This is a genomic window from Petrimonas sp., from assembly GCF_963921705.1.
GTDB classification, from domain to species: Bacteria; Bacteroidota; Bacteroidia; order Bacteroidales; family Dysgonomonadaceae; genus Petrimonas; species Petrimonas sulfuriphila.
In genome coordinates, this window is record NZ_OY997410.1 from 2,854,696 (window position 1) to 2,876,108 (window position 21,413).

A 21,413-nucleotide genomic window follows, 5' to 3' on the forward strand; every position below is an offset into this window, starting at 1 on the left:
CTAATTCTGGACTTCTTTCATCATGTACTTTTTTTTCTGCTCCGGCGTTAACTTCTCGATGGCGTATCGCAGCATTGTCCGGGGCATTTCCGTATAATGTGCGTCCAGAAAACAGGTTAATGTTTTTTCATCGCGTTTACCGGCTTCACGCAACATCCAGCCACAGGCTTTGTGCATTAAATCGTGACGATGGGTAAGAAACTTTTCAGCAAGTTTCAACGTATCTGTAAAATCTTTTTTTCGGATAAAGGCCAATGTGGAAATAATGGCTATCCGTTGTTCCCAGAGGTTTTCACTGCTGGCCAGTTGATACAGGACCGACCTGTCTTTGTCCAGAAGCCACTCCCCTACAATATGGTAAGCCGACACGTCCACCAGGTCCCAATTATTGATACCGTGAGTATGGGCAAGGTAAAATTCAAAAATTTCTTTACGCCCCGTGTCGCAGGCTTTTTCAAATTGCTCAGACAGAATGACCAAAGCACAAAAACGACATTCGTGATACTCGTCATTCAACAGTTTCCCGAGTTCGTCAAACGAAAGGTTTTTGTTAGCTTTAGCCACCTTTCTCGTTTCGGGGACAGTACTTCCTATAAACCGGTCGCCTTCACCGTACTGACCTTTTCCGGTCTTGAAAAAATACTTGGAATGTTCTGCTTTTTGGGGATTTCCAAAAGAGAACACCTGTTGTTTTACACTTTCTGCTGTCATGCTAATTAGAATTTAGCGTAGGGTATTGTGTTCAAAACTCTACGTCCATCAATTTACCCGGGACACCTCGTATTTGCCTTCGTAAAAACCAATAATATTATGTACCATTTCCTCCGCCATCCGATGACGGTCTTCAATGGTTCTGGTTCCGGCATGAGGCGAAAGTACCACATTATCCAACACCAGTAACTCGGAAGAGATTTTTGGTTCATTTTCATATACATCAAGCCCGGCAGCCCATATTTTTTTTTCTTTCAGCGCTTGAGCCAATGCTTTTTCATCGACCATATTTCCTCGGGCTGTATTAATAAATACCGCTGTAGGTTTCATTACGGAAAACTCTTTTTCTCCGATCAACTTTAAGGTTTGAGAAGTGGAAGGTGCATTCAGTGAAATAAAATCTGCCATTCGCAGTAACTCATCAAAAGAGACGTATGAAGCACCATAACGTTCTTCAATTTCCGGACTTAACCGGTTCCGGTTATGATAGATTATATTCATCCCTGAAGCTACTGCACGTCGCGCCAGGGCTTGTCCGATTCTTCCCATTCCGATTATACCCAAGGTTTTTCCAAAAATAGGCAATCCGGCATCTCCGTACACACCCCAGTCAACCGCCCGGTGTTCGCGTAGCTTCCGGTCATAATACCCAATTCGCCTTCCTGCGGCAAGCAACAAGGCAAATGCCAATTCAGCCGTAGGTTCGCACGTCGTTTTGGGAATGTTGGTTACCACAATTCCTTTCTGGGTTGCGTATTCCACATCAATATTATTGTAACCGACACCGTAGTTAGCAATCACCTCCAACCTCACTCCCCTGTCCATTATTTCCTTATCGGTAAAAAAACTGAAGTTAGGTATTACAACCTCATAATCAGAAATCATTTCCAGTACCTGGTCGCGTTTCATGTCTTTATCCTGTGGCATAAAAACTTCAAACTTCTCAAAAAGTTCTGCTAAAGATTCTCTGTGCAGGGCAGTTGTTATAAGAATTTTCTTCATGATCGGATTGTTTTTCATTAAACGAGCGTTGCGCAAAATTGTTTACGAGGGACATTCTGAAAATATCATACACACTAAAAGAAAAAGGAGTGAGCATTACTACCCACTCTCTTTTCGCTCTTCAGGCTGGACTTGAACCAGCGACCCTCTGATTAACAGTCAGATGCTCTAACCGACTGAGCTACTGAAGAATTTCACTTCTCTTTTTCTAACGTTATTTTTCGCTCTTCAGGCTGGACTTGAACCAGCGACCCTCTGATTAACAGTCAGATGCTCTAACCGACTGAGCTACTGAAGAATTTTATATTTCTTTTCAGAAAAGTGATGCAAAAGTACTACAAATTTTCAAATATTCCAACAGCTTTGTCATAAAATTATCGGAGATGTTTTCAACACAAGTTTTTGTAGATAAATCATCTTTTATTTAAAAAAGTTTTTATTACCTTTGAAATCAAATAAACGAGTATTAAAACGCTTTTTTATGATTTTCAGATTCGCAATTATATCGGATGAAGTAGAAAACTTCAAAAGAGAAATAAAAATAGATGCCGACAATACTTTCTTGGATTTATTCAAAGCGATTGTCGACTGCACCGGTTTCAATGAAAGCGAGATGGCTTCTTTCTTTCTTTGTGACGACAACTGGCGTAAAGAGCAGGAAATCACTCTTGTGGAAATGGACACTTATTCCGATGAAGACCCTTATACGATGGCTGAATGCGTGCTGAACGACTACTTGGAAGATGAAAAACAAAAATTGCTTTTCGTATTTGACTACCTTACCGAGAGAGCATTGTTTATTGAGCTCTCGGAGATTATTACCGGTAAAAGCTTGAAAAAACCGATATGTACACTCTCCGTAGGAGAAGCGCCTAAACAATTCCTTAATTTCGATGAGATCGCAAGCACCTCGGCATCGCTGGACGTAGATGAGTCCTTTTTCGGAGATGAAAGTTTCGATTTGAACGAACTCGACAAAGAGGGCTTCGACGGGTTAGACGATATTGAGATATCAGCAGAAGAAAGCGACCTCTATTGACTTCACTTGTTTTGACGAAATAATCATCTTCCTGAACCGCAACAAACTACCTGTTTTATGAACACTTTGCTCGTGCTTCTGGGACCTACAGGCGTGGGCAAAACTGAAGTAAGCCTTCAGATAGCTGAACGGTTGAATAGCCCCGTAATATCCTCAGATTCCAGGCAAATATACAAACAAATGGTCATCGGTACGGCGGCGCCTACCAACGATCAACTAGGACGTATTCCCCACTACTTTGTAGGAACTCTTGAACCTGAAGATTATTACAGTGCCAGCCAGTTTGAGGAAGATGCTGTTCCGCTTATCGAAAACCTTCTGCAAACCCATTCGTTTGTGGTGATGTCTGGTGGCTCAATGATGTACATCGATGCTGTTTGTCAAGGGATTGACGAAATCCCGACCATCGACGAAAAATTACGAAAAGAAATTCATGACCTTTACCTGAAAGAAGGGTTGGATGCTATTCGTTCCCGCCTGAAAATCTTGGATCCGGTTTTTTACAACCAGGTCGACTTGAAAAATCCCAAGCGGGTAATTCATGCGCTCGAAGTATGCCTTATGGCAGGAAGGCCATATTCATCACTGCGAACGAATCCGAGAAAAGAAAGGAATTTTAACATTGTAAAAATCGGATTTATGCGCCCGCGGGAAGAATTATATGAACGTATCAACCGTCGCGTTGACCAAATGATTGAGGACGGCTTAGTGAAAGAAGCCTGTGAACTTTATCCGAAACGACACCTGAATTCTTTAAATACCGTGGGGTACAAAGAACTTTTCGATTATTTCGACGGGAATTGCACCCTTGATTTTGCCATCGGGAAAATAAAACAACATTCTCGAAACTATGCCCGCAAACAAATGACGTGGTTCAAAAGGGACAAGGAGATTAACTGGATCGACCTTTCCAATAATAAATTGGATGCAGTAGAAAAAAGCATTCACCTGATTTCCCAATGCAATCGGATGGGGAAAAAAACCGACGGTTAACTTCCCTGTTTCTTTTTGGTCTGCGGTACAATTTTCTCGGCTTTCAGCCTCATAACCCCCATGGAAGTATCTACCTTACCCTCCATTTCATTGCCTTTGACCTTCGAAACTACAGTAACATACTCCGATTCAACATAAACACCCAATTTTAATGTGTCGGATTTGAGAAAAACATCGGATAACTTCACCTTAAGACCTGAATCGAAAACGAGATTGCCCGATAATGACTTATCCTTTTCTTCAAGGAAAATCACCCCTTTTTCGTATCCGAAAGGTGCTTCCGGCACACTGTACTTCCACTCTCCCAGTACGATTTTATTACTTTGTGCATTTACAATAAAAAAGACTCCTGTTGTCAAAAACAACCCCAAAACGACAAATAATCTTCTCATAACTATTGATTTTTGAAAGAAAGATTTTTGAATTTATATGACCAAAGATATAAATTTTTCGCACAAGAAAACTCTTAAAATAAAAATATATAAAGCATACATAAAGAACTGAATGAACTCAAACCCATATTGCACTGTTTAATCCATGAAAGGAGAATAAAGAAATGAAACTGTCTGCATACACCCCCATTGATCCCGATTTTTTTGATCTGTTTCAACAAGAAATCAAAAAAGGTTCGGTCAAGGTGATCTATTTTGACGCGAATCAGTTTCCGCATCTGAAAGAATCGAACGGAAAAGTAACAGCAATCGTTAGTAAACAAGAATCGGGACAATTTATGGTTTTCGAAAACGGTGATGAGGTGAGGACCGACCGGATCATTGTTTACAACGGTAAACCCGGCCCGGCCTATGATGAGTACGACGCTTACGCACTCGCTCCGCTTACCTGTAAAGCAGGATATGACGATGACGATTGTTAGTTCTACGCTTGGCAGGCCGATTCCTCTCAACGGTATTGACAAAAAAATAGTTAAGTTGAATAACAAAAAAGGTTATTTAGCTATCTTTGTTTTCTCAAAATAGGATTAGAAGTCATTTATGGCACTTAGGCAACAACAGGAACTCAAACAAACTCAAAAGTTATCGCCTCTACAGATGCAGGTGATAAAACTGGTTGAATTGAATTCTGTAGAGCTGGAAGACAAAATAAAGCAGGAGCTGGAAGATAATCCTGCGTTGGAAGAAGGAAATGAAGAGCTTAATCCGGAAAGTTCCGATGAGTTTCCGGAAAGTGAAGATAACTTGTCGGAAGAGGATATTGTGTTGGGTGATTATTTTTCCGAAGAAGATATCCCGGATTACCAGTTAAACAAATCCCACAGAAAAAGCGAACCCGATTTTATCGAAGCAACTTACTCGGATGATAAAAGCCTCAATGAAATTCTGCTGGAACAGATTGGTTTACGCCAACTGAATGCCCGGGATCAGAAAATTGCCGAGTACATTATCGGTAACCTTGATGAGAACGGGTATCTGCAACGAAGCCTGCAAGCCATATCCGATGACCTGTTGTTTCAACAAAACCTGGATGTTCCGGAAACGAATTTACAATCCATCCTGGAAATAATCCAGGATCTCGACCCCGCAGGTGTTGGAGCAAGTGATTTGCAGGAATGCCTCAGGCTTCAGTTGCAACGGAACGAGCCTACAAAGGGAAATAGGTTGGCGCTGGAAATTATTTCCAATTATTTCGAAGAGTTTTCGCGTAAACACTACGAGAAAATCATGCGTCAACTAAATATTTCACAAGACGACTTACGCGATGCCATCCATGAGATAGTTTCACTCAACCCCAAGCCCGGCAGTGCTTTGGGTGATTCAATAGAAGTGGCCATGAGCAACATTACCCCTGACTTTATCGTGGAGTCTTACAACGGTGAAATCAGCATGTACCTGAACAACAAAAATATCCCGGAGTTAAAAATAAACCGCGACTTTTCCGAAATGCTGCAAGGATACGCTCAAAACAAAGAGAGTATGAGCAACGATGCCAAGCAAGCCGTTTTGTTTATGAAACAAAAGGTAGATTCGGCAAAATGGTTTATCGATGCAGTCCGACAACGGCAAAACACGCTGCAGAGAACCATGGAGGCCATTGTAAATTTTCAATACGATTTTTTCGTCACAGAAGACGAGACAATGCTCAAACCCATGATCCTTAAAGACATTGCCCAAAAGACAGGGTTCGACATATCCACCATATCCCGGGTAAGCAACAGTAAATACGTACAAACCAATAACGGCGTTTATCCACTGAAGTTTTTCTTTTCCGAAGCGATGCAAAACGAAGCAGGAGAAGATATATCGTCTCGCGAAGTAAAATCTCTCCTGAAGGAGTGCATTGAAAACGAGAATCCCTCCAAACCGCTTACCGACGAGCAGCTGACCGCACTGTTGAACAATAAAGGGTACATCATTGCCCGTCGAACAGTCGCAAAATATCGCGAACAGTTGAATATTCCTGTGGCACGTTTAAGAAAAAAAATTTAACTTTGCCGTTTCAAAAGCATAACCCAGCAATGAATCAATTTGCCCGAATTATATCGTCAGTTTTCCAGCCGTTATTAATGCCTGTATACAGTATTTTACTGCTTTTTGTTTACACGCATTTCAAATTATTGTTTGCCAATCAGTTTTGGACAATAATGGCACCTGTGATTCTTTTTTCATTTGCGGTTCCCGGTATCCTTATCTACGCGGTATACAAATTGAAATTAATTTCCGACCTGTCACTCAAGATCCGAAAGGAACGTTTTATCCCCTATTCCATTGTGTTGGTTTCTTACCTCGTTATGATATTTTACTATTACCGGATTGGAATGCCTGGATGGTTTCTTATGCTTGTTGCTTCTTCCATTGCGGTTATCCTCATCGCTATATTCATTACCATTTGGTGGAAAATTAGCGCTCATATGTTCGGTATCGGCGGTTTGCTGGGGGGGGTAATGTCGGTAAGTTATTTCATTGAAAAATCCAATCCCTTTTACCTGTTCATGGCACTTTTCGCAGTAGCCGGATTGGTTGGCGTATCGAGATTAATATTACGAAGACATACTTTCGGACAGGTTGTCGGAGGGTTTTTCCTCGGATTTATCATTTCTTTTCTCTTTGTATGGATCGGGACATGAAAGATTTTGCAGTAAAGAAAATATATAGTATTTTTACCCTACAATTAAAACCACTCACATTAAAAAAATAACTTCTATGAATTTTCCTGAAAATTTAAAGTATTCAAGCGACCATGAATGGGTGAAAGTTGACGGAAACGAGGCTTACATCGGCATTTCCGATTTCGCACAAAGCGAACTGGGAGAAATTGTTTTTGTTGATATCACAACAGAAGGAGAAAAGGTTGACAAAGGAGCCGTTTTTGGCAGTATTGAGGCAGTAAAGACCGTTTCTGATCTTTTGATGCCCATAACCGGCGAGGTACTTGAAGTCAATCCCAAGCTGGATGACCAACCTGAACTGGTAAACCAAGATCCCTACGGAGAAGGATGGATCGTAAAAGTAACTATCGAAGAGGAAGCCGATCTCAATGAGCTTCTCTCAAGTGATGCGTACAAAGCCCTCATAGGACAGTAAACAGATGGATCCAATAATAAGTATAATAATGGGCAGTACTTCCGACTTACCCGTCATGGAAAAGGCTGCCTGTTTTTTTGACGAAATGGAAGTTCCGTTCGAAATAAACGCACTTTCTGCACATCGCACACCCGAAGCTGTTGAGCAATTTGCCAGGAATGCCGAAAAACGGGGAATAAAGGTTATAATAGCAGCAGCTGGGATGGCGGCCCATTTGCCGGGTGTAATTGCGTCAATGACCACACTTCCCGTTATCGGCGTCCCTATAAAAGCTTCACTGGACGGTATGGACGCACTGCTTGCCATCGTGCAAATGCCTCCGGGAATCCCGGTTGCCACTGTTGGCATTAACGGATCACTTAACGCCGCTATTCTTGCGTTGCAGATGATCGCAACTGGAGATGAATCACTCCGGCAAAAATTGGCAACCTACAAAGAGGACCTGAAGAGTAAAATCACTCAAGCTAACGAAGAACTGGCAGGCATCAAATTTAAATTCAAAACAAATTAAATAAACTGTCAGCAGAAAACTATTCCAACAACCTCACGATTTGTTGGTATTTTTTATTCTTTCGCCTGAATTCTTAAAACAAAGAAGTGGAAATTGATTTTGTAATAACCTGGGTAGATATGAATGACCCGAGATGGCAAAAAGATTTTGCCATCTATTCGGGGAAAATAGACAACACGGTAAATGAGTTGTCAGAAGCTAGATTCAGAGACTATGGGCTACTAAAATACTGGTTCAGGGGAATAGAAAAATTTACCCCTTGGGTACGAAAAATTCATTTTGTCACCTGCGGACAAAAACCAGAATGGCTAAATGAGAATCATTCAAAACTGCATATAGTTAATCACGAAGATTTTATTCCTGAACAATATCTACCTGTATTCAATTCAAATTTGATAGAAATTTATTTGCATAAAATCCCCGATTTAGCGGAACAATTTGTCTATTTTAACGATGATTTTTTTGTAACAGACCATACCCCTGCAACTCGTTTCTTCGAAAATGGACTTCCTAAAGACATTGCCACTTTTCGCACTAACTTTGGACGTTCTCAGTTTGGTAAGATGCTGAAGAATAACATCAGACTGATCAATAAGTTTTTTGATAAAAAAGAGGTTTTAAAAAGGGATTACGATAAATGGTTTCATGAATCGTACGGCAAAAGGAGAAGGTTAGCATATCTGCTAAAACCATACAATAAGTTTGTGACACTGCGAACCCCGCACAATGCGCAGCCTTTTCTAAAATCTACGTTTCATGAAGTTTGGGATAATTGTGGAAAGGAATTGACCGAAATGTCGAAAAACAGGTTCAGAAGTTCTTCCGACCTTACACCTGAATTATTCAAGACCTGGCAAATTTGCACTTCAAAATTCCTACCCTACAACACCTATCAAGACACAAAGATGTTCCCTCTTATTTTGAAATCTAAAAAAGCAATCCGTGCTGTCCGCGAACAAAAATACAAACTTGTCTGCTTAAATGACAACATACATATTCGGAACTACGATAAAAAGCTCAAAGAATTAAAAGCATCTTTTGAAAGTATTCTCCCAGAAAAGTCGAGCTTTGAATTGTAATATTGTCTCTATCCTACAGTTCATAACCCGATTTTTCAGGAAAGAGAGCTTCTAAAAAGGGCTTCACCCTCTCACGATCTTTATCTGTTGCCCGATGAGTATCGTTCAGACAGAAAAGCACTGGATTATACGACATGATATAATCCATAAAATCAGGTTTTTGCAGCCGGATACGACAAGATTCTTTTCGGCTCACGTAACGGAGCACTCCCCTTTTTTTTACCAAGGCATAGTATAAGTAAACGATCCGTTGGATGTCGTGTTCGCTTCTCAGGTGATTGATCAGGGTCGATAAAATCTCATTCCTGAAATCTTTTTCTACCACGTTTCTGTAATCTGTTTTCAGATACGAATCTATATTATGGTGCGGAGTTCCGGAATAATATTTCCCAAATTTCTCTTTGATTAATCCGGCTGCTCTGTCAATGGTCTTTCGATAGATATTGGTAGGAATATTGAATAACCCCCTAATTCGACTCATCCACTTTCCTAAAAATGCACGTTGCAACCGCACAATCGGCATTCCTTCGGAATTAAAAAAGAATTCAGGACCTATTTCAGCATTGAAAAACATATCGTCGTTAGCGTAAAGAAAATGCTCCGATAAGCCGGGAATTTTATATAAAAAATGTTCAATGATAACCGAGTTGTAACATGGCAAGGCTTCGGGCGGAATAAGCGCACGGATATCTATGATTTCCACCTTTTCGTTTTTCAGATTAAGCCATTTGGGCTTTTGCTCATCGGTAACGATAAAAACTTTCCGGATCCAGGGAGCATATTTCTCTGCAGAACGCAGTGAATATCTTAATTCATCATTGTCGGCGATACGCGCCTTTGAAGTGGCTTCGATATTCAAGCCGGTTTTATTCTCTAAATATTCTCTTTTTTTGGCCAACCATTCCGGGTCACTACCATCGACCCACAGATAAACCAGATCTATTTCATATGGACTCATATAGCTTTTCATACTCTTCGAAATGGTTGTTAGTCGAAAATGATTCCGCATATTGTTTTTCTTTCCGCATCCATTCTTTGTCGTTATAAAATCCCTCCAAGTTACTATCTATTAGAGATTTCATGGAGTATGCATCAAAATGGTCCCAGAAATAAGCAAACTGTCCACCAATTTCTTTCAGGCTTGTTTCCGCTGAAGAGAACACCGGTTTTCCAAACTGCATGGCTTCAATTACCGGCAACCCAAAGCCTTCAAACAACGAAGGAAAAAGAAAAGCCTCGCAGTTCTTATACATCCATATTTTTTCCTTATGCAGAATTCCACCAAGCAAGGTAACGTTCGTTATTTTCTCATTTTTGATGCGTTCTTTCATCATCAGGGCATACGCATTCTTTTTCTTTTTTTTGGCTTCAGTACCCGCGACATAAAGATGTTTTTCAGGATATAACTTCATTAAATCAAGCAAGACGTGGAAGTTTTTCTTTTTCCGCAAAGCACCAATAGAGAAGAAAAAAGGCGTTTTGATATCGATACTGGGTTTAGAAGCCAGACTTTCATTAAAAGGCTCTACATAATTGTAAATCACGCTGCATTTCTTTCCGTTAAGGTTCAGGTTTCTCTCTACTTCTTCTTTGGTAAAGTGAGAGATACAAACCAGTTGATTTGCCCGGTCTATTTTCCCCTGGATTTGACGGTGTTTTCTGTATCGGCTAAATCCTTTTCTTTCGTACAGATAGTTCAGATCATGGAATGTCAGTATCTGTTTTGTGCCGGAATAGAAAGGCCTGAACTTGCTTAACTGATGTGTCGAGTGCCAAACATCAAACTTTGGAAATAAAAACGGAAACCGTCTTTTGAGTCGTTTGGATGATGAAAGGTAGTTGACCTCGTTGCCAAACTTGCCCATCATATCGTCAGGAACCAGCAATGTAAGAGAATAACGAGCAGTTCCTTTTTTATAATTATTGTCAAAATATTTGCCGTAAGTCAACGCTATCTGTCCAAACCCACTGTATATATTATTCAGGGCTGATAAATCAACCAATACCTTTCTCATTAGCTTTTTTTAAAATTTATATCCGCCCCCCACAACCGATTAAAAGGATGTATATGCAACGCAACAACCCTATCCTGTCAGGCAGAAAGGCAAGATGCATCTATTTAATACCATCCACTTGAAAATATTGATCCAAAGATAATAAAAAAAGTAGCGATAATACCGGCCATTGTCCGATAACTATAAAATGTGCAACACTATTTTTTTATTAAAATAAAAAAAGAAAAAATTGATATTGTCCACAATTAATCTTGCAAGAATTTTACTATTTTTGTCAGATACTACAAAACATGTATGCTATGAAAGAAAATGACGGAAAACAAAAAATTTCGCGAAGAACAGCTTTGAAATACATGGGATTGGGTGCTGCGGTTATTCCGGCAAGCCTATATTTGGGCGGCTGCACAAAAAAAACCGACAAGAGCCAACCCGTTCCGGATTTGACCAATATTCCTACCGACAAAATGACATATACAGCCTTGTCTAAAACGGGTGACAAGATTTCGCTTCTCGGTTTTGGTACGATGCGTTATCCTACCGTGGAACGAGAAACACCCGAAGGGATAAGAAAATTCATCGATGAAGAAAAAGCAGGACAATTGGTGGATTACGCCATAGCACATGGCATAAACTATTTTGACACCGCATGGATGTATCATCAGGGAGAATCGGAAATTGTTACCGGTAAACTCCTGAAAAAATACCCCCGTAACAGCTTTTACCTGGCAACAAAATTGCCGGGCAGTGTGAAATCGAGAGAGGATGCCATTGCCACGTATCACAAACAATTGGAGAAACTTCAGGTAGATTATTTTGATTACTATCACCTGCACAGCTTAAGCAGCGATGTCATGTACGAACGTATTTACAAAGAATGGGGGATGCTGGACTTTCTGCTGAATGAAAAGAAAGAAGGACGCATCCGGAATCTGGGATGGTCTTTTCACGGTGATCAGCCTCTTTTTGACAAGGTGCTTGCAGAGCCTGTGGACTGGGATTTCGTGATGATCCAGATGAATTACTTCGACTGGAAATACGGCCGTGTTCCTGCGGAATACATGTACAACAGGCTGGTGGAACGAAATATTCCTGTTATGATCATGGAGCCGTTACTGGGAAGCCGTTTGGCAAAAGTAAGCCGTGCCGTATCGGAAATGATGCAGGAAGAACGTTCTGGCGACACACCTGCGCAGTGGGCTTTCCGGTTTGTGGGTTCACATCCACAGGTAATGGTAGTGTTAAGCGGTATGACGTTAATGGAACATTTACAGGAAAACATAAAAACCTATTCTCCCCTTGTTCCGGTCACCGATAAGCAGAAAGACATGTTGGCAAAAGCAGCGGAAATTATCCGCACCTACAAAATCATACCGTGTACGGATTGCAAATATTGCGTTCCTTGTCCGTATGGGGTTGATATTCCCGGAATCTTGCTTTATTACAACAAGGCGACCTGGGACAGTAACCTTCCTGATCTCGAAGGGCAACGTGATGCTGAATTCGAACGTGCTTCCAGGGCATTCCTGGTAGATTACAACCGCACTATTCCCGAACTGGAACAGGCAAACCATTGTATCAATTGCGGTGAATGTGAACCTACTTGTCCACAGAACATAAAAATCCCCACCGATTTATTGAAAATCGATAATCTTGTTCAACAATTAAAAACCACCTGATACCATGTTAAAGAAAATGAGAATTGCTTTGGCAATAGCCTGTTTTATTGTTATTTCTCTGCTGTTTCTCGATATCTCGGGCGTATTGCACAAGAATTTTGCTTTTTTAGCCGAATTTCAATTTATCCCGGCCCTGTTAGCACTCAATGTAGTTGTACTGGTCGTGCTTGCTGTGCTCACTCTGGTTTTCGGACGTATTTACTGCTCGGTTATTTGTCCTACAGGAGTATATCAGGATATTGTTTCTTACTTCGCCAGAAGAATAAAGTCGAAAAAAACACGCCGCTACAGTTTTTCCGCTGCAAAAACGGTGCTGAGAATAGTAGTTCTCGCCGTTTTTATTGTAGGGGTTGTTGCCGGAATCGGTATTGTTTCGGCTATTCTGGATCCTTACGGAGCATACGGCCGGATGGTTACCGAATTAGTTAGTCCGGTTTACGGAGCTGTTAACAATCTTTTTGCAAAGGTGTTGGGAGTTCAGCATTATACATTTGCCCCTACCGAAATCTGGATAAAGAGCATTTTCTCGTTGGTGCTGGCCTCACTCACGCTATTGATCATCGGATTTCTGGCATGGAGAAGCGGACGAACTTACTGCAATACCTTCTGTCCGGTAGGTACTATTCTCGGTTACCTCAGTAAGTTCTCCATCCTGAAACTCCGCATCGATAAAACCTCCTGCACCATGTGCGGCAGGTGCTCCAGAGATTGCAAAGCATCGTGCATCGACTTTAAAAATCACACCATCGATTACACGCGTTGTGTTACTTGCTTCAACTGTATTGAATCGTGCAAAGACGGCAGCATGACCTATTCAATAAAAAAGGCGGCTAAAAAACAGCCGTTGGAGATTGTCGGTGTCTCTTCGGAGAACAATTCCCGCAGACAGTTTTTCATAACTTCACTTCTGATGGTCGCTAGCGCAACCGGGCTAAAGGCTCAAGAAAAAAAGAGAAGCATGATTAAATTTCCTGCCGTTCGTAAAGACCGGTATAAACGCTCCATACCTGTTTCTCCTCCCGGGTCGTTAAGTCACGACAACCTCAACGATAAATGTACGGCTTGTCTGCTGTGCGTCAATCAATGTCCCGATAAGATTATCCGTCCATCGGTTAATGAATATGGATGGACGGCGGTTATGCAGCCTACTCTCTCTTTTGAACGCGGTTATTGCCGTACCGACTGCACTGTTTGTTCAGATGTTTGCCCTACCGACGCCATCACAAAACTTTCAAAAGGAGATAAGACCAAAGTGGCAATGGGACACGCCGTTTATGTACGCGAGAACTGCATCGTGGTGAAGGATGATGTAAACTGCGACGGGTGCTGGCGTATCTGCCCTACCGATGCCATTACCCGTGAGTACCGCGATAGCGGCGCAAGCTATCTTTCGCCGGCCGGTCAGCCGGACGCAAATACGGTTGATTTGCGGCTTGTACCCGTAGTGAACAAAGACAAGTGCATCGGATGCGGTGCCTGCGAATATATTTGCCCGGCAAGGCCGCTATCTGCTATATTTGTGGAAGGGTATAAAAAACATTTGGCGTTGAATTGACAAGGCCACAGCTTTTTAAATCAATGAAAAAAAGACAATTATTCTTATCTCTAACTGTAATTGGCATTATGTCCGCATTTTTTTCCTGTTCCACCCTCCCTAAGGGAGCTGTTGCCGTCAGACCTTTTGACAAAGAGAAATATCTTGGTAAATGGTACGAGATTGCCAGGCTGGATTTTAAATACGAGAAAGACCTGGACAACACCACTGCTGAATATTCTTTGAATGCCGACGGAACCATTAAAGTTGACAATAAAGGGTACCACACAAAAAAAGAAGAATGGAAACAAGCGGTGGGAAAAGCAAAATTTGTAGCAACCGAGGATGTGGCAATGCTGAAGGTGTCGTTCTTTGGCCCATTTTACTCGGGTTACAACGTCATTGCCATTGATCCGGACTATACCTACGCATTGGTCGCCGGAGCTAGTTTAAAGTATCTGTGGATCCTGTCCCGGGAAACAAGCATCCCGGATGATATAAAAAGCAAATACTTAAAGATAGCTCAGGATATCGGGTATAATGTAGCGGACCTTTTGTGGATTGAACACAATAAACGTCCGTGAATCATTTCTACTTGTTGCCATCGTACCCCCATTTCAGGTAGACACTTCCCCAAGAGAAGCCTGCTCCGAACGCGGTGAGGATAATGTTGTCGCCCTTGCGGAGGTTGCGCTCCCATTCCCATAAGCAAAGCGGAATGGTTCCGGCACTGGTATTGCCATAACGTTCGATATTTATCATTACTTTTTCGGGGGCAACTCCGGCGCGAGCCACGGCGGCATCGATAATGCGGATATTGGCCTGGTGAGGCACAAACCAATCCAGATCTTCATGAGTGAGGTTATTACGCTCCATAATGTCGAGCGAGACCTGTGCCATGTTGGATACGGCATACTTAAATACGACTTTTCCTTCCTGATATACGGTATGTTCATTGTTATCCACTGTTTCGTGGGTGGCGGGATACTTACTTCCACCGGCTTTCATTTGTAGCGGGGCGTAACCTGCACCATCGGAACGAAGAATTGTATCGACAATACCCAAGTTTTCTTCCGTTGGTTCAATCATAACGGCTCCGGCAGCATCCCCAAAAAGGGGACAAGTAGCCCTGTCGGTATAGTTTGTTACAGCCGACATTTTATCACCGGCAATCAGGATAACTTTTTTGTATTTCCCGGTCTTGATAAATCCGTTACATACTTCAAGGCCATATACAAACCCCGAGCAAGCCACTTCCATATCGAAACAAAAAGCGTTTTTTATCCCGTTGTTTTCAGCAACGATAGATGCCGCGGATGGGAAGGGATGGTCAGGCGTTGTTGTAGCAAAAATCACACCATCAACCTCTTCGGGTTTGGTGTGGGTTTTCTCAAGCAGTTCCTTTACTGCTTTTGTCCCTAAAACAGATATTCCCTGTTCTTCTCCTTTTAAAATTCTTCTCTCTTTAATTCCCACACGAGTCATGATCCACTCGTCGGAAGTATCTACCATTCTCGATAGCTCCTCATTGGTAAGTATATAATCGGGGACAGCTGCTGCAACTCCTGTAATAACCGCGTTTAAGTTCTTCATTATCCTGATTTTATTGTAAAAAAACCCCGAAAAACAAGGTTATTCAGGGTTTTGCTTATTACGAATGAATGAGTTTATACCGCAACTTCTTTTTCAATTGCCAATTTTCCTCTGTAGTACCCGCACTCACCACAAACAGTGTGATAGATATGCCATGCTCCGCAATTAGGGCAGATGGCCATAGTTGGCATTTTGGCATGGTCGTGCGATCTTCTTTTTCCTTGTCTTGCAGACGACTGTCTTCGTTTTGGATGTGCCATTTTGTATATTTATTTATTAACGTTTATATTTTAAGTTATTCCAAATTCAATCCTTTTAGGCCTTCCCATCTTGGATCGATGTTTTCTGTTATTTCTTCTTCATCGGCAAACTCAGTTTCTTCGTCCGGAATATCACCACCGTCATCTTCGTCATCTCTGCTTACTGCCCGGTGTTTACGAAGTTTGGTGGACATGGTCTTGTTGCATTTACCCGGTTCGTGAACATGCTTTATCGGAATATTCAACGCCACAAACTCATACAGAAACCACGCTATATTGATCTCCCCTTCATCTTCAGGAATAATAACCACCTCATCACTCTCTTCCGAATATTCTTTCCCGAGTTTCACCACTAAGCGGTTTTGAGAATCAATCTCCTGGTCCAGGTCATCCAGACAACGGTTACAAGGCACTTGAACAATACCTTTTAAATCGAAATTAAACTCATACGTGGATGAAGTTTTTTTCACAGTCAACACCACATTGACATTGCCTTTTTTTACCTCATCACCGTCAATCGCCTCAAAAAACTTTCTATCTAACTCATACTCATAAGTATGTTTTCCCTGAGAAAGATTCTTTAAAGGAATATTGTATAAGCTGAACTTTGCCACTTTTTTTACCTAAAAATAAAGCGGTGCAAAGATAGTGATTTTTTCTTCACACTGCTCTTTTTTTTCATTATTTATTTTCCCGTATAAACCGTGCTGTTTTTTATCTATATTTTTCCGCCGTACTTAACACAATCTCCTGCATCATATCGAAATTCTGTTCAAGGCTCTGTAAAAACTTAAACTGAGCTTTTGAACGCACCAGGTTGTGGTTTCCGTAAGCAATTTTGTAATAAGTATCGCCATCGATATAGTCGGTCAGAAAACGTACAGTTTGCATATAGGTCAGTAACTTGGCGCCGAAAGCAAGGTTTTCTATTTCCACCTCAGTAAGGAAAGAAGCAGCATTCTCCAGATAACCTTTAGTATATCCTTCAAAGATGGCCAGATCAAGCGAAACATTGTCTAAATCCTGATCATCTTCAGCACCTTTATTTGCCCCTGTACGGATAAAATCTCCAAAATCGGACAATACATAGCCCGGCATAACCGTATCTAAATCCACCACACACAACACCTGGTCGTTCTTATCGAAAAGGATATTGTTCACTTTGGTATCACAATGGTTGGTACGCTTGATCAATTTCCCTTCCCGGTGCATTCTTTCTGCTTTGCACATTTCATCGGCACGGGCCTCCAGTTCACTAACAAGATCCTGTACCTCGACCAAACGGCCCACTTTATTTGCTCTAACCGAATCCCTGAACGTTTCCAGTCTCGATTCAATGTTGTGAAAATTCGGAATGGTTTCAAACAATGGATCACCCGGCAGGTCAGCCAGCATTTTCTGAAATTCGCCAAAAGCGAGTCCGGCCCTGTAAGCCAATTCAGGATTTATCTCATCGTAACTTTTGCTATCCCGGATAAAATCCATCATCCGCCAGTAAGAACCCTCTGCATCTTGGTAAAAAAGTTTTCCGCCGGGTGTGGGAACGAGAGTCAACACCTTACGGTCGATATCGTTCACCCCGGCATCCATCAGTTTCTGGCGGATATGCATCGTTACGCGCAGAATATTGCTTTGCAGTTTCGGTACGTTCTTAAAAATAGAATGATTAATACGCTGTAGCACATACTCTTTCTCGCCGGCTTTCACCTTGTATGAATCGTTAATGTGACCTGCTCCTAACGGTTTTACGTCGATCTCTTCACTGTCGCCGACAAACTGGGCTACGATCTCTTTCAATTTACTAATTTCCTGCATATGTATTTAACTATATTTGTGTTATCTGTACGAGTTTCGGCTCACTCCATTTCCAACAGTCCAAAGAACTGTGGAGCGTGAAAATCGGGTGAAGGCAAATCGATGGGGCTCCAACTGATGAAATGTGTTTCGGGGGTCTTATCACCGCACTTATAGAAATTTGCCCGGATCTTTTTTCCCGATAAACTCTCATCGGCATGGAAACCCATTGCCTGTCGGGGAATTATCAGGAACATCGTCCAGTCGCTGACCTGTACATCATTTTCATACCTGTGTCTGATCGTAGAAAAACGGGAGATCGAGGACATATGCTCCGTCAGTTTTTCCGCTATTTGCCGGGTTTCGTGCTTTGCTGCAAGTAACGCTCCCAATATATTACACTCAAAATTCCTATAAACGGCTTCGCCTTCCCGCTGCATAAAAAACTCTACACAACTGTCTTCCCAGACCGAACCGAAATCCTCTGTATTCACTGCACGTATTTTTTCTCCTACCACTTCAAAACAGAGGTAAATTTTTTCTCCATCGTGAGCAACACGCACCGTAACAGGAAGTGACTTGGGAAATTCTTTTTTCCAGTTCACCTGGTCAATTTTAGCGACTACGCCGGCTTCGCGCAATAAATTTATACAATCAAAAATAGTTTCGCATTGCGAAATGTGTTGTTTGGGTACTTTGAGAGTTTTCATCAGCAATTATTATTTTTTTCAAAAGTACCGGTTTTCCCCGGATTTAACAAAAATGCCGCCCACTTTTTTACCGGAGAAGCTCTTCCGCCTCCTCCATCGTGAGTTGCGGGCGAACAAGCGCATCGGAAAGGGCGGACTTATATTGTTGTAAACGGCGGATTTTTTCTTCCACCGTGCCCAGTGTTATATACCGGTAAAGCGTCACCTTCCGTTCCTGCCCGATACGGTGGGCACGGCTGACGGCCTGCATCTCGGCTGCCGGGTTCCACCAGGGGTCGAGAATAAATACGTAATCGGCGGCGGTGAGGTTCAGTCCCGTTCCCCCGGCTTTAAGCGAAATAAAAAAAGCACGCACTTCCGGATTGGAGTTGAACTCCGTTATTTCGATCTCACGCCGGATAGTCTGTCCCGTGAGCCAGGCGTATTTCCACCGGCGGGCATCGAAATAATCGGCAAACAGTTGCAAATGTTTCACAAACGATGAGAACACCAACACCTTATGCCCTTCTTGAAAAAGGGTCTCAACCGTGTCGATGACCTGTTCGAACTTGCCCGATTGTCCCGAAAAACCGCAGTCGACAAGCGCCGGGTGATTGGCAAGTTGCCGCAGGCGCATCAGGCCTGCCAGCGTAGAAAGGCCTATTCTCCGGCTCCCCTCCGAGAATTGTTTGACGAGGGTATTCCGGATTCTGTTTTTCTCCCGGTTATACCGTTCGGTCTGTTCTTCACTCATCTCACAGTAGCGGATTTCTTCGGTCAGCGACGGCAATTCCGGCGCGACCTGCTCCTTGGTACGTCGCAGGATAAAAGGCGAAATAATTTTCAGGAGCGACCGGACTGCCTCTCCATTCTCTTCCGGTGCCGGGATGAGGAAACGTTTCCGGAACTCGCCGAGCGGACCCAAAATCCCCGGATTCAAAAAATCCATTTGCGTCCAAAGGTCGGTAGGCGAATTTTCAACCGGAGTGCCCGTGAGTGTAAGCCTGTGGCGGGAACGAAGCCGTTTCACCGATAAAAAGGTTTGTGAGGCGGGATTTTTGATGTTCTGACTCTCATCGAGCACCACGTAATGAAAATCGAAATGTTGAAGGAAATCGATGTCCTGCCGCACCGTTCCGTATGTAGTGAGAACGATCGGGAAACGGCTCGACTGCCGTGCGAAAGCCTCGTCCCGAAAACGACTCGCCCCCGCATGCACATAAGCGGACAGCTCCGGTGCGAACTTCCTCAACTCATTCGACCAATTGTGGAGAAGCGAAGTAGGCATCACGACAAGCGACGGGGGAAACTCGGCGCTTGCTGCCCGGCCAAGGGCAACGGGCGCCTCGAAAAGCGAGAGCTGAACGGGCGCCCTGCTTCCCGGCGATGCCTCACCGCCGGTGTAATTGCACAAAAACATCGCAATGACCTGCAACGTTTTACCCAACCCCATATCATCCGCCAGGCATCCGCCGAAACGGTTTTGTTGCAATTGCATCAACCATCGGAAGCCGTACCGTTGATACGGACGCAGCACGGCATTTAACCCGCCGGGGATTTCGGCCGTGAGCATCGTGCTCTCCGGTTCCTCATCCGGCAACGCGCCTTTTTCGGCCAACTCTTTCACGCGAAAATGGTAGCCGGCAAGGCGGATATTGTCGCCGACGGCCCGCCCGAAACGAAACAGTTCACCGAACCGCGCAAACCATTCCGCCGGAAGCACGGCAATGCGCCCGTCGGGCAACAGATATTCCGTGATGCGGTTAAGGATGTGCCCCCTGAAGCGGACAAGTGGAATTTCGACATCATCGAAGCGAACCAAGCAATACACATCAAACCAGTCCCTTTTCCCGTTTACGGCAAACTCCAGGTTAATTTCGCCCGTATAGTAAACGTAATTCCCGAGCGACTGATTCAGTTCGAATGACCTCAACAGGGCTCCATTGCGGTTAATCCATTCAACGATGCCGGTTTTACTTTCTTCATTGCCCCAAACGGCAAACTGATTGTTTCGGCCGAGGATCAACCCGTTGTTCAGAAGCAAATCAACACAGTTTTGTTCCCACGGCTCGTCCCTAAAAAACCATCCGATGGAAAACGCGCCGTTTTGTTCCAGCAGTTCAACTTCTTTCTTTCGCGGAAGGTCGATAGCAAAAAGATGTTTCCCGTACCGGAATTTCAGGTTGAGCACCGGCATCAGGTCCAGTCCCGTTTCAAGCGTGAGAACAGCTACCGGCCGATGCGTCTGTTCAAACACGGAAAATCCCTCCGCCACCACATCAAACTCTTTCACACACGGCACAACAAATTTGCGGATATATTCGGGAACGTTTCGCGACGACACCTCAACCTGCTTTTTCACGAAAAAGGGACGCAATTTCTTCTCATCCACATCTTCAAAGTAATGCAGCCGGTTTCCGATAACCGCTTGGGCGGGTTTGGCGCAAAGCGGCGCAAAAAATCTCCCGAAAAGCGCCACCGACTCACCGCCGTTTCGCACACGCGCCGAGTAGGTAAACGTGGCCGCGTTGCGGAAAAGGAAAATCATTTTCGACGGGCAAGCCAGAATCTCGATAGCCCGGTCTTCCGAAAACTCGCGTTCGCGTATTTTTTCACGCAGAAACAGCGGTGTTGAAGTATCGCGCAGGGTAAGCAGCATTTCTTTATGCCGCGCCTCGATGAAAGGGCGTATATAGGTTTGAATGGTTTCGGGAGCGACTTTTTGCAGGAAAGCGGCCTCGTCTTTTTCATGCGAGTAGGTTTTCATCAGCGCCTTGTCGGAAAAACGTCCCGCCGCATTCACAATATTCTTTTCATCCTCCGACAGGTTTTCGTAATTCGAACCGCTGCCATGAGCCGTTTCGGTAATGGCGTACACTCCGGTTCCGGTGTCGAACGACGCAAAAACGGGTTGCAACAGATAACCGAATTTAGGATGAAGGGCAAGGGTTACAATAAGACGGTCGGACATCCAAAAA

The 21,413-nt window shown here is 43.2% G+C and carries 22 protein-coding genes and 2 tRNA genes; 11 read left to right on the forward strand and 13 right to left on the reverse strand.

Annotated features, from left to right (window positions below; genetic code table 11):
* The 4 genes from AACM02_RS12005 to AACM02_RS12020 all read right to left on the reverse strand — a co-directional run bounded on the left by AACM02_RS12005 (position 1) and on the right by AACM02_RS12020 (position 2,011).
* Complete coding sequence (locus tag AACM02_RS12005) at positions 1-711, reverse strand: DNA alkylation repair protein (protein WP_332456066.1); 711 nt, start codon at positions 709-711, stop codon at positions 1-3.
* 48 nt (positions 712-759) lie between these two features.
* Complete coding sequence (locus tag AACM02_RS12010) at positions 760-1,713, reverse strand: NAD(P)-dependent oxidoreductase (RefSeq protein WP_332456067.1); 954 nt, start codon at positions 1,711-1,713, stop codon at positions 760-762.
* A 117-nt stretch (positions 1,714-1,830) separates the two neighbouring features.
* A tRNA-Asn gene (locus tag AACM02_RS12015) sits at positions 1,831-1,904 on the reverse strand.
* Between the two features lie 33 nt (positions 1,905-1,937).
* Positions 1,938-2,011: transfer RNA gene (locus tag AACM02_RS12020), tRNA-Asn, on the reverse strand.
* Between the two features lie 183 nt (positions 2,012-2,194).
* Between AACM02_RS12020 and AACM02_RS12025 the strand changes: the two genes are divergently transcribed.
* Positions 2,195-2,752, forward strand: a complete 558-nt coding sequence (locus AACM02_RS12025) for an IS1096 element passenger TnpR family protein (RefSeq protein ID WP_321716229.1) — start codon at positions 2,195-2,197, stop codon at positions 2,750-2,752.
* A gap of 57 nt (positions 2,753-2,809) precedes the next feature.
* Positions 2,810-3,745, forward strand: coding sequence for a tRNA (adenosine(37)-N6)-dimethylallyltransferase MiaA (gene miaA / locus AACM02_RS12030; protein ID WP_339117107.1), 936 nt, complete (start codon positions 2,810-2,812; stop codon positions 3,743-3,745).
* Here miaA and AACM02_RS12035 read toward each other — a convergent pair.
* Positions 3,742-4,137, reverse strand: a complete 396-nt coding sequence (locus AACM02_RS12035) for a hypothetical protein (protein WP_339117108.1) — start codon at positions 4,135-4,137, stop codon at positions 3,742-3,744. The genes miaA and AACM02_RS12035 overlap by 4 nt on opposite strands.
* A gap of 164 nt (positions 4,138-4,301) precedes the next feature.
* Here AACM02_RS12035 and AACM02_RS12040 point away from each other — a divergent pair, with 164 nt between their 5' ends.
* From AACM02_RS12040 to AACM02_RS12065, 6 genes are all read left to right on the forward strand, one after another.
* On the forward strand, positions 4,302-4,619 hold the full coding sequence (locus tag AACM02_RS12040; protein WP_321716230.1) for a hypothetical protein: 318 nt from the start codon (positions 4,302-4,304) through the stop codon (positions 4,617-4,619).
* Positions 4,620-4,737: 118 nt separating this feature from the next.
* A complete protein-coding gene (gene rpoN / locus AACM02_RS12045) occupies positions 4,738-6,189 on the forward strand; it encodes an RNA polymerase factor sigma-54 (RefSeq protein ID WP_332456070.1) in 1,452 nt (483 codons plus the stop codon).
* 29 nt (positions 6,190-6,218) lie between these two features.
* A complete protein-coding gene (locus AACM02_RS12050; protein WP_339117109.1) occupies positions 6,219-6,827 on the forward strand; it encodes a hypothetical protein in 609 nt (202 codons plus the stop codon).
* Positions 6,828-6,903: 76 nt separating this feature from the next.
* Complete coding sequence (gcvH, locus tag AACM02_RS12055) at positions 6,904-7,284, forward strand: glycine cleavage system protein GcvH (protein WP_332456072.1); 381 nt, start codon at positions 6,904-6,906, stop codon at positions 7,282-7,284.
* Positions 7,285-7,288: 4 nt separating this feature from the next.
* Positions 7,289-7,795 (forward strand): 5-(carboxyamino)imidazole ribonucleotide mutase, encoded by a 507-nt coding sequence (gene purE / locus AACM02_RS12060; RefSeq protein ID WP_214063636.1) that lies wholly within the window; start codon positions 7,289-7,291, stop codon positions 7,793-7,795.
* A gap of 86 nt (positions 7,796-7,881) precedes the next feature.
* Positions 7,882-8,874 carry a Stealth CR1 domain-containing protein gene (locus tag AACM02_RS12065; protein WP_339117110.1) on the forward strand — a complete coding sequence of 331 codons (993 nt, stop codon included), beginning with the start codon at positions 7,882-7,884 and terminating at the stop codon, positions 8,872-8,874.
* Between the two features lie 13 nt (positions 8,875-8,887).
* On the opposite strand, the gene AACM02_RS12070 is transcribed toward AACM02_RS12065, so the two are convergent.
* Together AACM02_RS12070 and AACM02_RS12075 are read right to left on the reverse strand one after the other, a co-directional pair.
* Positions 8,888-9,832, reverse strand: coding sequence for a Stealth CR1 domain-containing protein (locus AACM02_RS12070; RefSeq protein WP_214063638.1), 945 nt, complete (start codon positions 9,830-9,832; stop codon positions 8,888-8,890).
* Positions 9,819-10,889: a glycosyltransferase family 1 protein gene (locus tag AACM02_RS12075; RefSeq protein WP_339117111.1), complete on the reverse strand. Its 1,071-nt coding sequence runs from the start codon at positions 10,887-10,889 to the stop codon at positions 9,819-9,821. The genes AACM02_RS12070 and AACM02_RS12075 overlap by 14 nt, the downstream gene beginning before the upstream one ends.
* A gap of 290 nt (positions 10,890-11,179) precedes the next feature.
* Here AACM02_RS12075 and AACM02_RS12080 point away from each other — a divergent pair, with 290 nt between their 5' ends.
* The 3 genes from AACM02_RS12080 (at position 11,180) to AACM02_RS12090 (ending at position 14,683) form a co-directional block, all read left to right on the forward strand.
* On the forward strand, positions 11,180-12,565 hold the full coding sequence (locus AACM02_RS12080; RefSeq protein WP_339117112.1) for an aldo/keto reductase: 1,386 nt from the start codon (positions 11,180-11,182) through the stop codon (positions 12,563-12,565).
* Positions 12,566-12,569: 4 nt separating this feature from the next.
* The gene (locus tag AACM02_RS12085) at positions 12,570-14,120 is read left to right on the forward strand and encodes a 4Fe-4S binding protein (protein WP_339117113.1); all 1,551 of its coding nucleotides are present in this window, start codon (positions 12,570-12,572) and stop codon (positions 14,118-14,120) included.
* Between the two features lie 68 nt (positions 14,121-14,188).
* Positions 14,189-14,683 carry a lipocalin family protein gene (locus AACM02_RS12090; protein WP_332456076.1) on the forward strand — a complete coding sequence of 165 codons (495 nt, stop codon included), beginning with the start codon at positions 14,189-14,191 and terminating at the stop codon, positions 14,681-14,683.
* A gap of 7 nt (positions 14,684-14,690) precedes the next feature.
* Here the strand turns inward: AACM02_RS12090 and AACM02_RS12095 are convergent, their stop codons facing one another.
* The 6 genes from AACM02_RS12095 to AACM02_RS12120 form a co-directional block, all read right to left on the reverse strand.
* Complete coding sequence (locus tag AACM02_RS12095; protein WP_214063642.1) at positions 14,691-15,692, reverse strand: beta-ketoacyl-ACP synthase III; 1,002 nt, start codon at positions 15,690-15,692, stop codon at positions 14,691-14,693.
* A gap of 74 nt (positions 15,693-15,766) precedes the next feature.
* Entirely contained in the window at positions 15,767-15,952 is a 186-nt protein-coding gene (gene rpmF, locus AACM02_RS12100; protein ID WP_083373212.1) for a 50S ribosomal protein L32, read from the reverse strand.
* A gap of 35 nt (positions 15,953-15,987) precedes the next feature.
* Complete coding sequence (locus AACM02_RS12105; protein WP_214063643.1) at positions 15,988-16,566, reverse strand: DUF177 domain-containing protein; 579 nt, start codon at positions 16,564-16,566, stop codon at positions 15,988-15,990.
* Between the two features lie 100 nt (positions 16,567-16,666).
* Entirely contained in the window at positions 16,667-17,758 is a 1,092-nt protein-coding gene (locus AACM02_RS12110) for an aminoglycoside phosphotransferase family protein (RefSeq protein WP_339117457.1), read from the reverse strand.
* A 50-nt stretch (positions 17,759-17,808) separates the two neighbouring features.
* On the reverse strand, positions 17,809-18,456 hold the full coding sequence (locus AACM02_RS12115) for a carbohydrate-binding family 9-like protein (protein ID WP_214063645.1): 648 nt from the start codon (positions 18,454-18,456) through the stop codon (positions 17,809-17,811).
* Between the two features lie 67 nt (positions 18,457-18,523).
* Positions 18,524-21,406 (reverse strand): DEAD/DEAH box helicase, encoded by a 2,883-nt coding sequence (locus AACM02_RS12120; RefSeq protein ID WP_339117114.1) that lies wholly within the window; start codon positions 21,404-21,406, stop codon positions 18,524-18,526.
* Positions 21,407-21,413 lie beyond the last annotated feature (7 nt).